This is a genomic window from Exiguobacterium sp. S22-S28 (assembly GCF_043359615.1).
Lineage (GTDB): Bacteria > Bacillota > Bacilli > Exiguobacteriales > Exiguobacteriaceae > Exiguobacterium_A.
On record NZ_JBHFFC010000030.1, the window covers coordinates 283,349 to 297,397 of the forward strand.

Annotated in this window: 15 protein-coding genes and 1 riboswitch; of the genes, 5 read left to right on the plus strand and 10 right to left on the minus strand. The window is 49.1% G+C overall.

The features are described 5' to 3' along the window. Positions 1-136 precede the first annotated feature (136 nt). Positions 137-288, minus strand: a riboswitch (cyclic di-AMP (ydaO/yuaA leader). A gap of 240 nt (positions 289-528) precedes the next feature. After that, complete coding sequence (locus ACHA8N_RS14265; protein WP_147510352.1) at positions 529-723, minus strand: hypothetical protein; 195 nt, start codon at positions 721-723, stop codon at positions 529-531. 169 nt (positions 724-892) lie between these two features. On the opposite strand from ACHA8N_RS14265, the gene ACHA8N_RS14270 reads away from it, so the two are divergent. Then, positions 893-1,372: a glutathione peroxidase gene (locus ACHA8N_RS14270; protein WP_393966105.1), complete on the plus strand. Its 480-nt coding sequence runs from the start codon at positions 893-895 to the stop codon at positions 1,370-1,372. A 126-nt stretch (positions 1,373-1,498) separates the two neighbouring features. On the opposite strand, the gene ACHA8N_RS14275 is transcribed toward ACHA8N_RS14270, so the two are convergent. Then, positions 1,499-2,068 (minus strand): hypothetical protein, encoded by a 570-nt coding sequence (locus ACHA8N_RS14275; RefSeq protein WP_147510350.1) that lies wholly within the window; start codon positions 2,066-2,068, stop codon positions 1,499-1,501. Positions 2,069-2,451: 383 nt separating this feature from the next. On the opposite strand from ACHA8N_RS14275, the gene ACHA8N_RS14280 reads away from it, so the two are divergent. After that, positions 2,452-3,141: a zinc ribbon domain-containing protein gene (locus ACHA8N_RS14280; protein ID WP_393966106.1), complete on the plus strand. Its 690-nt coding sequence runs from the start codon at positions 2,452-2,454 to the stop codon at positions 3,139-3,141. After that, a complete protein-coding gene (locus ACHA8N_RS14285; protein ID WP_147510348.1) occupies positions 3,138-3,776 on the plus strand; it encodes a hypothetical protein in 639 nt (212 codons plus the stop codon). Before ACHA8N_RS14280 ends, ACHA8N_RS14285 begins: the two co-directional genes overlap by 4 nt. 79 nt (positions 3,777-3,855) lie before the next feature. Here ACHA8N_RS14285 and ACHA8N_RS14290 read toward each other — a convergent pair whose 3' ends face one another. Beyond that, positions 3,856-4,764 carry a Gfo/Idh/MocA family protein gene (locus tag ACHA8N_RS14290; protein ID WP_393966107.1) on the minus strand — a complete coding sequence of 303 codons (909 nt, stop codon included), beginning with the start codon at positions 4,762-4,764 and terminating at the stop codon, positions 3,856-3,858. Positions 4,765-4,922: 158 nt separating this feature from the next. Here ACHA8N_RS14290 and ACHA8N_RS14295 point away from each other — a divergent pair, with 158 nt between their 5' ends. Together ACHA8N_RS14295 and ACHA8N_RS14300 are read left to right on the plus strand one after the other, a co-directional pair. Then, the gene (locus ACHA8N_RS14295; RefSeq protein WP_393966108.1) at positions 4,923-6,161 is read left to right on the plus strand and encodes an SH3 domain-containing protein; all 1,239 of its coding nucleotides are present in this window, start codon (positions 4,923-4,925) and stop codon (positions 6,159-6,161) included. 148 nt (positions 6,162-6,309) lie between these two features. Further along, a complete protein-coding gene (locus ACHA8N_RS14300; protein WP_147510345.1) occupies positions 6,310-6,921 on the plus strand; it encodes an AmiS/UreI family transporter in 612 nt (203 codons plus the stop codon). 72 nt (positions 6,922-6,993) lie between these two features. Here ACHA8N_RS14300 and ACHA8N_RS14305 read toward each other — a convergent pair whose 3' ends face one another. Genes ACHA8N_RS14305 through ACHA8N_RS14335 form a run of 7 tightly spaced genes read right to left on the minus strand, consistent with a single transcriptional unit; the run spans position 6,994 to position 14,037 of the window. Continuing rightward, positions 6,994-7,962, minus strand: coding sequence for an LCP family glycopolymer transferase (locus tag ACHA8N_RS14305; protein WP_393966109.1), 969 nt, complete (start codon positions 7,960-7,962; stop codon positions 6,994-6,996). Between the two features lie 31 nt (positions 7,963-7,993). Then, positions 7,994-8,737, minus strand: coding sequence for a hypothetical protein (locus ACHA8N_RS14310; RefSeq protein ID WP_393966110.1), 744 nt, complete (start codon positions 8,735-8,737; stop codon positions 7,994-7,996). 23 nt (positions 8,738-8,760) lie between these two features. Beyond that, a complete protein-coding gene (locus ACHA8N_RS14315) occupies positions 8,761-9,915 on the minus strand; it encodes an aminotransferase class I/II-fold pyridoxal phosphate-dependent enzyme (RefSeq protein WP_393966111.1) in 1,155 nt (384 codons plus the stop codon). Beyond that, positions 9,912-10,979 carry a lipid II:glycine glycyltransferase FemX gene (locus ACHA8N_RS14320; RefSeq protein ID WP_393966112.1) on the minus strand — a complete coding sequence of 356 codons (1,068 nt, stop codon included), beginning with the start codon at positions 10,977-10,979 and terminating at the stop codon, positions 9,912-9,914. The genes ACHA8N_RS14315 and ACHA8N_RS14320 overlap by 4 nt, the downstream gene beginning before the upstream one ends. Beyond that, on the minus strand, positions 10,960-11,580 hold the full coding sequence (locus ACHA8N_RS14325; RefSeq protein ID WP_393966113.1) for a sugar transferase: 621 nt from the start codon (positions 11,578-11,580) through the stop codon (positions 10,960-10,962). The genes ACHA8N_RS14320 and ACHA8N_RS14325 overlap by 20 nt, the downstream gene beginning before the upstream one ends. Positions 11,581-11,596: 16 nt before the next feature. Then, positions 11,597-12,706 carry a glycosyltransferase family 4 protein gene (locus tag ACHA8N_RS14330; RefSeq protein WP_393966114.1) on the minus strand — a complete coding sequence of 370 codons (1,110 nt, stop codon included), beginning with the start codon at positions 12,704-12,706 and terminating at the stop codon, positions 11,597-11,599. Then, positions 12,694-14,037, minus strand: coding sequence for a nucleotide sugar dehydrogenase (locus tag ACHA8N_RS14335; RefSeq protein ID WP_147510340.1), 1,344 nt, complete (start codon positions 14,035-14,037; stop codon positions 12,694-12,696). The genes ACHA8N_RS14330 and ACHA8N_RS14335 overlap by 13 nt, the downstream gene beginning before the upstream one ends. Between the last annotated feature and the right edge of the window lie 12 nt (positions 14,038-14,049).

The following is a 14,049-nucleotide window of genomic DNA, read 5'->3' on the forward strand; positions in this document are numbered from 1 at the left end:
AGCACCCACAGTTCACCCATGATACAATTACCTCCATATTATTCAATATTTTTACAATTAAACACGACAAAAAGACGATGTGAGGCAGTAACGGCCCCAGCATCGCCTTTAAAAATTGGCAGCACTGAAAAAGAGTCGTTCCCTCCTAAAACGCCTGCGGGGTTAGCTGTCGGATTCGGGCATACCTAGGATTTCGCCCTACTTCTCTTTTGGAGAAGATTCACCCCGTGTCACATATCGTGACGGTTGGGTCCCCCGCTTCAATCATGAATTCGGCGTACTTTGAGATCGAAGCATTAACATGTTAGTGTTCGTTGATGAGATGGATATTACTCCGATTATTTGCGGTTGTAAAGCGAATTTCTAAAAAAAATATAATCAGACTTTTTGATGACTTATTTTATAAAAATAGTGTTTTTGGAACATATGCTATAGAAGAAAAAAAACCGCAGGAACCGATTCCTTCATCTGAATGGAAAACATCCTTCAGCAGGAAATCGGGCTGCGGTTTTTTTGAACAAACATCGTTTAGGATTGTTCATTCAGTTTGGTCTGGACCGTCAAAGGAGCTAGCATCGTCACCCAAAGGGCGACCACTCCAGAAACAAGAATCACAATATCACGTTCGAATCCAAGGGTCAGCAATGTAATGATACTTGCAGCCAAGACGAGATAAAGCGTCGTGATCATGACTAAACGCGATTGTTTCAGCATCTTTCTCATGTGGCATCTCTCCTTTCCTTCCAAAGTCTTTTGTAGTCTACCAAAACTTTCAGAGATTTGGATGTCTTGACACCCGATTGTGAACGGATTGTCATCTGACACCCCCTATTTCAGGCGAAAAGCAACTCCATTTGATACACTGGTTCTAAGACGATAAGGGGGAATTCATATGTTACAGGAACATACTTTTCAACGGATTGACGGAACAGACGCAACGCTTTCAGATTATCCGGGACAAGCTTGGCTGATTGTCAATACTGCAAGTAAATGTGGCTTGACACCACAATTCGAAGGCCTCGAACAACTCCATCAGGACTACCGGAAACAAGGACTCGTTGTCCTCGGTTTTCCGTGTAATCAGTTCGCGGGGCAGGATCCGGGAACGGACGAAGAAATCCAAAGTTTTTGCCAGATGAACTATGGGGTGACCTTCCCGGTGTTCTCAAAAATCGAAGTGAATGGGGAAGAAACACACCCGTTGTTCGCAGAACTGAAGGCACTTGCACCAAACACGACGGGCGAACAGGAGGTCGAATGGAACTTCACGAAGTTTTTAGTAACGCGTGACGGTGAAGTGACACGTTTTGCTCCAAAAACAAATCCGACGGATCTCGTCGCAGCCATCGAACGGATCGTCGTTCCGGTCTGACGGCAGTCAGTACGGGAATCAAGTAGTTTGATCATACAAACGGGGGAACGGATACCAAAGATCCGTTCCCCCGTTTTCGATTCTTGATACGATCACCCGCTTCATGCAACTCCTACCTTCGGATACTCACGGTGTACCCGGATCCAAATGCCCTTTAATCATTTCTTCCGCCAACACTTTCACATCTTCGACATCGCGCATGTCAGTAAACGGATGACCCCACACATCAAGCCATTCTATTTCTTCAATCGGTTGAGTCCGAAAACGTTTGCCGGTCGGCTCAAATGATCCGGCAGCCGTCGATTCAAACGCGGCATATTTCAGCAACCACGGTTTATCAAGCAACAATTTTGTCGTCTGTTTCGGATGTTTGAACATAACATCCCCGACTAAGACGACCGGGTCAAACCGTTCATGCAACGGATGAGTATATTGGACTGAGACAATCAGCGCATGATTCAAGACTTTCTCATTTTGACGTGTGTATGACCGGGTCAAAAAATGCGGAACAAGTGATTCTGCACTATCCTTCGTCTGATGGATACTGATGCCGTGTTCCGTTTGGACGACGTCCGGCAAGATCGGTTCATACCCCCGATTAGCGAGTTGTTGGTCAAGTTCTTTAAATAACAATAAGGTATGTTCGACGAGTGCACGGACTTGCCGAAACGATAGTTGGATCGATTGGTTGATCATGTTCACAGCCTGCCTTTCGATTGATAGAGTAATATAGTTTCTTTTACCCTAAGCTCTATCGCTTCATTCCTGTTCCGGTTAACCATTCCCCTAAACTAGAAAAGTCATGACGGGTTCAAAGGGAATATACCCGAAAGGTAGGCTGGCGATTCATCTCCCACTTTCACTTCGTGTAGAAGTGGGCGTATTCTCGCCTAATTTTGATAAAATGATGCATCGGGATCTTCCTTTCTGTCTTCCGTTAGATTCTCGTGAGGATCGAACATTGATTGGTTTTGGAGACTTTTGATTCGATTTCCAATTAATGTTATTATTGATGTAAATTTTAAAAAGCCATGTTTTTACTAAAATGATCGATACGATCGGAACAGGAGGATTTTCGAATGGCACGTTGTTCACTTTGCGGGACACCTTTACAACCAGATGAGACGGCATGCTCTTATTGTAAGCATCCTGTCCTTATGAAAAAACAAACGGAAGAAACTAAATCTGTCCAGTCTTCGAAATCACATCCACTGTTTCATCCTGTCACTCTGATTCTTTCGGCAGTACTTGGAATCGGACTATGGTACACGCTTGATCCGTTTCATTCGACAGATTCCGTTCTTCCTCCTGTTCAGCCCTGGTCCACATCCGAATGGTCGGATGAGACATGCGCTTACAATCAAACCTATTCGCCGGATCGTCCGCCGGCCTCATACGATGTGTTGAAATTCGTCCGTCAGTATACGAAGACGCTTCCGGAGACCGCCAACTACTCGAAAACAACAGACATACTAGAAACGTTCTCTGCCATCCAGTTTTCCACATTGGATGTTTTCCGCTCGGAAGTTACGTCATTACAATCGATCAAGACCCGTTCCAACAAGCGACTGCCGACACGCCCCTATACCATTGACTTTACACGATTTATTTCAAAGGGAACGTCCTTTCAAATCGATGCAACAGAAACCTATCAATTGGATCTAGAAACCTCGCAACGGCTCGTCACTTATGATGTCCGGTACAACGTTCGTTTACATACGGACCACCTGCAGATCATCCGTGTCGTCCGAACGGAGGTGAATGCATGAAAAAAGGGGTTCTGCTTTTGCTTTTTTTCTGTGTAGGTTGCACGACAACGTCTTCCAGTGTTCAGACCGAGCTTGAACGAAATCAGTATACGCAGGCGGTCGATCGTTCCACGGCGGAAGACGCGATGCATGCTCCTGCCCGGCTGATGGTTCGCTTGGAAGCTGCTTTGGCGAGTTATCGTCTGAAAGAAGCTGTCACACTCGCCAAAACCATTGAACAGCTGGGCTTGGCACAAGACAATCCGATCCGGCTTCAGGCAAAGTCGATCCAGTTGAGTGCAGAAGCCGTCTTGAATCAGCTGAAACTGGCGGAAGGAACGTACCAAATCGAACGAAGTACTTTCGAAAAGGGTCTTGAAGAACGCTCGCTTCCGGCTGCAGGTCAGCTCGATGTCGTCTTTGATAAACAGGATGGACTCATTGCAACAATCGATTATCAACATTTTGGAAGACGCGACGCACCCCGAAACGGAACGGAGTACGTTCGTTTTGAACCCGATTTGTCTGCCCGTCTTCCGTTACCCGAAGGAGTCGTCTATTACAATTTCAACCCATCCGGCTTATTCATAACGGTCGAAAGTCCTGACGGTAAATGCACGTATCAACTGAAAAAAATTAAAGGAAACGAAGCATAGCAAACGAACGCTTTTCTCAATTAAGGAAGAGCGTTCGTTTTTTTAGCATCCATCTGATTGTCCTTACTTCAGTGCCATTTTACTGTTCATCCAACTGCTTTACGACTGCTGCGCACAGTTCGTGCGTCGCCAAACTGTCTTCCGCTGTCACTGATACCGAAGGCTGACCCTGAACCGTCTTGATGAAAGCATCAAGCATCTCTACAAAACCGCGGCGCTGCAACGTCGGTTCCCAGTTATCAAGCGGCATCCGCAACGTTCCTTCTTTCGTCATCCGTTCCACGGATGTGACATCTGTTGCCACACGCTTTTCATCAGGTCCCATCACTTCGACCCGCTCTTCTGTTACACCGTTGTTCCGGTTCATGATCCCGATGGCCAAAATCCCATTTGATTCAAATTGAATCGTGACATGATGCAACAGTCCGTCCGTCTTTTTACCGCGTACATGCAGATTCTCGATTTTTCCGCATCCTGTTAGAAAACGAAGTGTATCTGCCACATGAACAAAATCGTCAAAGATAAATGTTTTGGCATCTTCGATGAACGATGTCCGGTTTTTTTGCATGACAATCATGTTCGGATTTTTGACTTCGAGTAAGTTCCGATGTGCCGATGCAAACCGGCGGTTGAAACCGGTGATGAAATGTAAGCCTTTGACAGCTGCTTGTTCTGTCAATGATCGGACTTCCTCGACTTCGAGTGAGACCGGTTTATCGATATAGACATGAATGCCTGCCTCGAGCAACTGTTTGGCTTGTTCAACGTGAACCTTCGTCGCGGAATGAATCAATGCTACTTGAATCCCTTCCGCCGCTACTTCTTCAAGCGATGACAGGATACCGGCAAACCGATAAGCCGACTGTAACCGCTCTGCCTTTTCTCTATTTGTAGAAACCAGGTACACTTCTAAATCTGCCCGTTCTGCATATACAGGCAAATAGGCTTTTTGAGCAATATCCCCTAAACCAATCACTGCAATTTTCATCTCAATTCCTCCTTGAAATCCATCTTTTTGTCTCATTCCCTATGTATCCCGGTTTCATGCGTTTCACTCAAAAGGTACAATTTTTTTGAAAAAAAAGAGAATTTCCTTTTTTTGTTTTATGATAAAACTAAATTTAAAAAAGAAGGGAATGAGATTTCATGAAACCTTTGTTCAGGATTTTCTTGGCACTTGTCTTACTTATTGTACTCTGTCTTCCCGCCCTGCCTGCTCAAGCAGCGAGTTATCAAGTCATTGTCACGTCAACAATCGGCGCGAATATCCGAACGAAACCAAGTACCAGTTCATCCGCAACCATTACACGCAGAGCTCCGTATAAAGCTAAATTCACAGCCGTATCGTATGCGAACGGTTGGTACAAAATCAAGGACGGCAAAGCCGACCGCTATCTTTCTGATCAGGTCGCAAAGAAAGCCACGACCGGTTCCGCTTCTACATACTCCCTCACGGTCACTTCGACCATCGGTGCAAACATCCGGTCGAAACCAAGTACCAGTTCATCCGCAACCATTACACGGAGAGCTCCTTATCGTTCGACACTGACAGCTACCTCCTATACAAACGGATGGTATAAAATCACTGACGGCGGTAAAGTACGATATGTATCCAATCAAGTCGTCCAAAAAACCGGCAGCAGTACCGCCGGTTATCCTGTCGCTTCGATGCGTTACTTCAAACTCGGATCATCCGGTTATGAAGCGACAAAGGAAAGTTTTGCTCGTCGTTATCCGGCAAGTACGACAAAATTATTGACGGCCGTCGTCGCGTATGACGCGGCTGCTAAAAAAGGAACGTTAGACCAGACATTTACGCTGAACTATTCCATGTTGGCTGTTCCCTCGGGCAGCAGTACCGCCGGGTTCCGCTCCGGTGACAAAGTGACGATGCGTCAACTTTTGAACGGCATGTTGATCCGCTCCGGCAACGATGCTGCAAAAGCGATTGCCGTCCGGACAGCCGGTTCGGAATCGAAGTTCGTGTCGATGATGAACAGTCGTGCGGGAAACATCGGCATGTCTGCGAGCCATTTCATGAATCCACACGGCTTTTACCATCCAAGTCATTATACGACAGCGGCTGATATGCAGAAACTCGCCAACACTTACGCAAAGTATGGTGATCTGATGACGATCAGTGGACGAAAGTCTTATAAGACGGCCGTCAAAGGACCGTATGCCCGGACTTTGACATGGTATCATACAAACACATCACTTCCGGGAGACACACGCATTTATGCCAGTAAAACAGGCTATACTCCGGAATCAGCCTATACACGCGTTTTCTTCATCAAAAAAGGATCGATCCGTTACGGCCTTGTCACATTAAAAGGAACACTTCCCCAAACCGAGACGACATTACGTTCGGTCTTAAACCGTTAATAGTCCACCTCTGTTCGTCTTGCACTTACACAAGACAAACAGAGGTTTTTTGTCACTTTTCGTCTGAAATTCCACTTGCATTGGAAGCGAATTCATCATATGGTGGAGATAACAATCAGACGTCTGACGTCTTAACGGAGGAATTCATGTGGGAAATGTAAGTTTATTATTCGGAGGCGTCGCTCTCTTTTTAAATAGCTTGTCGTTATTCGGTAAAGTCGATTTAAAAAGTGCCGGTGTCTTCAGTCTGTTGACCGGCTTGTTACAGACGTTCATCGCAACTTGGCTTGTCATCGAAGCGGCCGGTGATCCGGCGTTGACCTTCGGCTATGCGAGTATTTATTTGTTCGCCTTTACGTACTTGTATGTCGGCATCACGTTTTTATTCGGACTCGACGGCAGCGGTGTCGGTTGGTTTTCTTTGTTCGTCGCCATCGCTGCCCTGTTCTATGCCGGAGTCAGCTTCAGTGTCGGTGACTGGATGGGCGGCGCGACTTGGCTGTTTTGGGTCGTGCTGTGGAGTCTGTTTTTCCTTGGTATGGGGATGAATGTAAGCATCGATGCGTTGACGGCACGTGTCGCCATCGTGCTCAGCTGGTTGACATTGATCGTCCCTGCCCTCATCGGTCTGAGATTCGGTACGGCAAGCGCCAACTATCAACTCATCTGGAGTGCGGCTGCTATTGTGACAGTCCTCTATTTCGTCTACGCTGCCATTAAGTTCGCCCCGGTCCGACCGGTCGTTCGATCAAAAAATTAAATATAACGGTTTATTCTGACAGATAAGAGGGAGGCGGATGTAGATCCATCTCCCTCTTTGATTATTAAAAAATCAGTTCAGCTCTTGTTGCAACGTGGTCCGGACTTGTTTCAACGAAGTGTCCGTCGGATGCCAGTAATAAATGCCGTCCGCTTCGATGCCTCCGCTTCCGTCCAGTGATAAGGTCTCGACCTCTTTTAAACTGTCCCGGTACTCTGTCGCCAGCTTTCGGACGACCGGGAACGGGATGTCGGTTTTGACATTTTTACCAAGTACCGTCAACACGTCATTAAACCGCGTTAAGGAAAAATCAGCTGTCAGTTTATCCGTGACCGCCTGAACGACTTGCCGTTGACGGATTTGTCGTCCGAAGTCACCCCGCGGATCATCGTAACGCATCCGGGCGTATGCGAGTGCCTCCTTGCCGTTCAGTGATACCTGACCTTTTGGAAACTTCATCTCATAATACGAGAAGTTGATGTCGTTTTTCACCGTCACGCCATCGACAGCGTCGACTAAATCGGTAAATCCTTCGAGATTAATTTCAGCAAAATAATCAATTCGTAAATCAAGCAGATGTTCAACACTCTCCCGCGCCATTTCCGGACCTCCAAAGGCGTATGCATGATTGATTTTGTCGTTTGAACCGACACCGATGATTTCTGTTTTTAAGTCCCGGGGAATACTCAGCATCTTACTTTCGCCGGTATTCGGATTGACCGTCACGACGATCATCGTATCACTCCGGCCAGCCTCGTCTCCACGCTGATCGACACCCAGCAGTAAAAAGGACAACGGCTTCGTTTGTTTCGCGTTTTTAGAAGTTGCTTGCTTCGCATTTTTAGAGGTCGCTTGTTTCGCCGACGAACTGTCCGAGTGGACCGGTTCTGTCGCCTTTACATGCGTCTGGTCTGATATCTCGGTCGGTGGTTGATTCGTCTTCCCGTTGGACTGGTGAAGCACGTTTCCACTTGATCCGAAGAAAACGAGTAATCCGATACTGACTGCCGTTAAGATTAGCCACTTCCATTCTCTCATCATGATTTCCCTCTCTCCTTCGAATCAAGCCGATTTACGATTGACGTTGGTTCAGGACGATCATCACCGCATTACTCCAACTGCCGAACAACGCCGTGATCACTCCGATGCTCGGTACATCGCGTCCCATACTGAATTGTTGATAGTGTGAAATGGTCAGCACGTCCAGTTCGTCTGCTGCTTCCTGCAAAACACGTAAAACCTCCTCTTCCGTCCACCGTTTCCTCGGCTGATCGATTCCGATGATTTCGAGTGCGTTGCTCCACGATCCGTACCGTCTTGCAATCGTCGCCACGGTCGGACGATTTTTTCCGACTGCCCATTTCGTGTACGTTTGACTCGTCAAAACGGGTAAGGTTTCCTGTGCTTCGAGCAAGGACTCGATGATCCGCCGTTCCATCTCCTGCACCCGTTCTTTTAAAATTTCTGCTTCTGACAATGCCTGCTGCCACGAGTTGAATTGATGGACGATATCGGTCAAGCTCGGCGCCTGATGTTGCTGAGCCCACTCACGGTATGTCGCACTTGTGAAGGGTTCCAGTTCTTCCTTTGCCGCCCGTAACGCTTCGATGATATCCGATTTTGTAAAAGCTACCCGGACATGGCCGATGCCGGCTCGTTCGAGAGCAATCTGCCAAGAGCCGAATAAAATCAGGATTTCCGCGACACTCGGATGCTGGGTATTCAGTTGCCAGCGAAAATAGGTATTTGCCGTCAGTTCATTTTTCCCGTTTGCAGCGAGACGGAGTGCTTCAATCGCTTCCTCCAAGTCGCTCATCACGATGTCTCCCTCCCACACATTCATAACTGAACATTCCGTCGAACATCTGCAACGAGTCCTTGCCGAACCGAACGGATGACCAGTGCCTGCTCCGTAAAGGTCATTTGGGAAGCAGACGGTAGGCAAATCCCTTCTTCAAACAGACGGCGGCTGACATCCTCTTCGTTTGCCGTGATGTAAGGAACGTCCCGGTAAACGGGTTGCAGATGCATCGGCTTCCAGACCGGACGGGATTCGATGTTTTTTTGCTGCAGCTGTTGAATGAGTACATTCCGTTGTTCTGTTCCACCGGGTAGTATCAGTGCCGTCAGCCACCGGTTTGCCCGGCTGCCTTCCACTTCTTGTTGATAATGGTTTGAAGGAATCGTCTCAAAGGCCCGGACGTAGCGCTGGAAGATCGTCCGCCGTGCCTCGATCCGCTCCTCGATCACTTCCAGCTGCCCGCGGCCGATTCCGGCAGATACGTTACTCATCCGGTAATTAAAACCGATTTCCGTGTGTTCGTAATGCAGGACCGGCTGACGGGCTTGTGTCGCGAGATAAAATGCCCGTTCAATCAAGCTGGTGTCATTTGAGACCAACATACCTCCGCCTGACGTCGTGATGATTTTATTACCGTTAAACGAATAGACACCAAACGTTCCGAACGTACCTGTCATCCGACCGTTGACCGTCGAACCGAGTGATTCAGCAGCGTCTTCAATCAATGGAACATCATATTCTTCACAGATGGCGGCAAGCTCCTCGATTTTAGCGACGACGCCGTACAGATGAACGACGATGACGGCTTTCGGCAACCGTCCCCGTGTCGCTGCCTGGATCATCGCCCGTCGCAGTGCGACCGGTGACATGTTCCATGTATCCGATTCAGAATCAATCAAGACAGGCCGGGCACCGACGTACCGGATCGGGTTCGTCGAGGCGATGAAGGTCAACGACTGACAAAACACATCGTCCTCTTTCGTGACGCCGAGTGTCGCGAGGGCCAAATGAATCGCCGCCGTTCCACTGCTTGTCGCAAGTGCCGCTACTGTTCCGGTATAGGCACGCATACCGGCCTCAAAGGCCTCAACATTCGGTCCGAGCGGCGCGACCCAGTTTGTTTCCAACGCTTCCGTAACATAAGGCAGTTCGTGACCACTGAGATGTGGGATCGATAACGGGATGTGTTTCATGATGTCTGCTCCCCTCTGTGTGACAACGGACGGACAGGCGTCCGGTAAGCCGGAAACCAGCCCTGCGCTGATGGTTGATGATCCTGCAGATGTCGATCGGATAATTGGTGGTACAGCAAGGGATCAAGAATCGACGTCCCGAGTGTAAAGTTTGTTTGAAGAGGGCTGAACGACCGCTTGTACGCGAGCAGGCTGTCAGTCACCTCGCGTGTCGTGCCGCCACCAAGATGAAGGGCTGTTTTTCCGAGTTCCTTCGTCCGGCGGATCATCTCAGCAAACAACAGATGATTGGGTCGGGCGGCTAGTTCGGTCGGATCGGAAGCGCCGAGATGATAATGGGCGAATTGTCGACCGTACAGGACGATACAAGCAGCGATGACAGAACCATTCCGCTCGGCGACCAACAGTTCAGCAGGAAGCCGCCCGTCTGCAAATTGCTGAAAGTAATGGTCGTCAAAGTAATAACGGGCGGCGGCATGATGTTTGTCCATGGTCAGACGATAGAGATGCATAAATGTCAGATAATCTTCCCGTCGTCCTACCCGAACCGTCACACCTTCCCGGACAGCTTTTTTAATATTCCGGCGTGTCATCGAAGAAAATCGACTTTCGATTGTTTCGTAGGATGCCGTCAATTCAACCGTCACTGTTTGTTGTAGGACATTCGTGGTTTTCGACCACAATCGGCCGAGTTCGTCGTTTTCAAGTACTGGATGAAAGCGAATCGTTTCTGTGAGAATCTGCTCCGCCTGACAGTAAGCGAGGAAATGCTGCCGGACCATTTCGACTTGATCCATCGACCAGATCCCGATGAAAACCGGTCCACCGTATCCATAAGGAGTCGTGATGTCTTGGTACGCCGTTCCCGGAATCCGTCGTTTCAAATACGGATAAATCAGGACGCCGAACTCAAAAGAATGGATATACATCTCCGGTACGGATTCCGGTTCTTCTGCCAGTTCGAAGTAGGCGTACTCGTAGTAACAATCCAAGGCGTACTGGGAGACAAGCGCATCCCATTGGCACCGGTCATGAATCACACGTTCATCGCTTAACGACATCATGCTGGACACCTCCGTCGAGACCTTTGAATTCACCCATTCCGGTCTGATGGTCGGTCGAGTTCCCTTCTGACAAGATGACGATTTTTACGGTTTTAAAGAGAATGTACAGGTCCAGTCGAAACGTTTGATTGGCCGCATACCATTGATCCTGTTCCAGTCGTTCCTGCCAAGTCGTCGCGTTGCGTCCGTGAATCTGTGCCCACCCGGTCAAGCCGGGCAAGACATCATGCCGGGTCATTTGTTCCTTCGTATAATGATTCAAGTAACTGACAAGCAATGGACGGGGGCCGACAAAACTCATCTGTCCCCGCAAAATATTGAAAAACTGCGGGATTTCATCCAAACTCAAGCGACGAATCCATTCGACCGATTTCGGGATGCGGTCGGCGTCCGGTAAAAGCTGGCCGGCAGCATCAGTTTCATTCGACATCGTCCGGAACTTATAAATTTTGAACAATTCGCCTTTATAGCCCGGACGGACTTGATTAAAGAAAATCGGGCGACCGAGCTTCGTATAGATGAACAGCGCGACGAAGAGATAAACCGGCAACAGGACGAGGATGGCGAGTAGACTGATAGTGAAATCAAATGTCCGTTTCATGATGGCGTCCTCCTTTTTATAAGGTCGAGAAGAGGTCGAGTTGCCGCTTGATGACGTCTGCTTCGTTAAAGTGTTTCATCGCCCGTTCGAATCCAGCCCGCCCCATCTCAAATGCAACGTCCGGCTGTTCGACAAGATGCAGCATCCGATGGGCCAGCTGCTGTTCATCCTGTACCTCGACTAAATAACCCGTTTTCCCGTCGATGACTTCTTCCCGGCAGCCGCGGATATTCGTCGCGATGACCGGTTTCGCCGTCGCCATCGCTTCGATGATCGAACGCGGCACACCTTCGCGGTGGGAAGGAAGAACAAAGGCATCGACTTGATGCAGTAAAGACGGGACATCTTCGACAAAACCGAGATAATCGATATTTGGAATCTCCCGGATTCGTTTCATAAATGTGTGTTTGGTCGTCTGGTCGCGTTCACTTGCCATCATTTCACCGGCGATGACGAGTCGGACGTCCGGTTGCACGGCAACGACTTCTTCAAACGCATTTAACAGTTCGAGAATCCCTTTTTCCTCCACGATTCGCCCGATGAACAAGAACGTAAACGGTGCATTCACTTGACGTGGACGTGGATAAAACCGGGTCAAATCGATTCCGTTCCCGAGATGCATCAACCGAGTCGTATTTTTGAAGCGTTTGCGGTTGGCGAGTTCGTAGTCCTCTGAACTTTGGAGCAACAGATAATCCGTCGCGAACCGGGCGAGCCACTTCTCGACCGAATACGTCAGTTGATACGTGACGCGCCCCATCTTTTCATGGAAATAAAAGCCGTGGGCCGTATAAACGATATGTTTCGTACCGGCCCGTTTTGCCGCCACCCGGCCAAGTGCTGCTGCGACCGGTGTGTGGACGTGTACGGCGTCGTATTTTCCGTCTTTTAGAATCTGGACAATCGAGCGAATCGTCTTCCAATTACTCGTCCAGTCGATCTTTCGCTCAATCGGGATATCGTGCATCGTAAACCCTCGGGCAGCGAGTTTAGCTGCCGCCCCGGTATCCGCACAGGCGATACCGACATCGTGTCCGGCGTTCTGAAGAGCCAGAAGCAATGGTTGTAACATCGTTTCTGCCGTCGTATCCAACGCGCAGACTTGAAGGATTTTCAGAGTCGCCATAAATGCACCCCTTCCGGTTTTTCCGACGGTGTCAGCATCCCTTTGATGTCGATGACGATACCCCGTCCGACTTTGAGCAGGTGTTGCGCAAGTAACCAGTTGCCTTCGACGTATTCTTCATGGGAGACGGCGAAGATGACAACGTCCGCGGGTTTTAATTCCGCGAGATCAACTAAATCAATCCCGTATTCACGTTTCGCGTCTTCTTTTGCGACGAGCCGGTCGGCGACCTGGACTTCAATTCCAAACTCTTCAATCTCTTTGACTAAATTCGCGACTTTCGAGTTCCGAATATCACTGACGTTTTCCTTAAACGATAGGCCAAGGACGGTGACCCGGGCACCAAGGACAGGCATATTTTGTTTGATCAGGTTTTTGACGAGTGATGTCGCGATGAAGCGTCCCATCGTATCGTTGATCCGACGACCAGCGAGGATGACTTCCGGATGATAACCGAGCGATTCGGCTTTCATCGTCAAGTAGAACGGGTCGACGCCGATACAATGTCCGCCGACGAGTCCCGGGCGAAACGGCAGGAAGTTCCACTTCGTACCGGCGGCTTCGAGTACCTCGAGCGTGTCGATGTCCATCCGGTCAAAGATGATCGCCAGTTCGTTCATCAAGGCGATGTTCAAGTCCCGTTGCGTATTCTCAATGATTTTTGCGGCTTCTGCGACCTTGATCGACGATGCCCGGTGGACCCCGGCATCGACGACCGCTTCGTAGACTTCCGCGACGATATCGAGCGTTTCTTGATTTTGGGCCGAGACGATTTTTTTGATCGTCTTGAATGTGTGCTCATGATCGCCCGGATTGATTCGTTCCGGTGAGTAACCGACGAAGAAGTCGACCCCTGCCTGCAGACCGGAGGCTTCTTCGAGGACCGGGATACAATCCTCTTCTGTCGCGCCCGGGTAGACCGTCGATTCATAGACGACGATGTCCCCTTTGTTCAGCTGGCGTCCGACGAGCTGCGAAGCCCGGAGGAGCGGTGTCAAATCCGGTTGATTCTGGGCATTGATTGGTGTCGGGACGGCGATGATGATGAAGTCGCTCGCGTGAAGTGCGGCTGCGTCCGTCACGTAGGCGACATCTGCATTTTTGAGGACGAATGGACTGAGTTCAAGCGTCGCATCGATGCCTTCTTTCAGTTCGGCGACACGTTGCTCTTTGATATCAAAACCGACGACTTCTGTTTTTTCGCCAAAGGCGACGGCGACGGGAAGACCGACGTATCCGAGACCGACGACGGCAATCGAACGGTTGGCGATGGGGAGTGATCGAGTTTCGGCTGCTGTCGTATCTATGATGTGTTTGACTGCCTTATTCATGATGGATTCCTC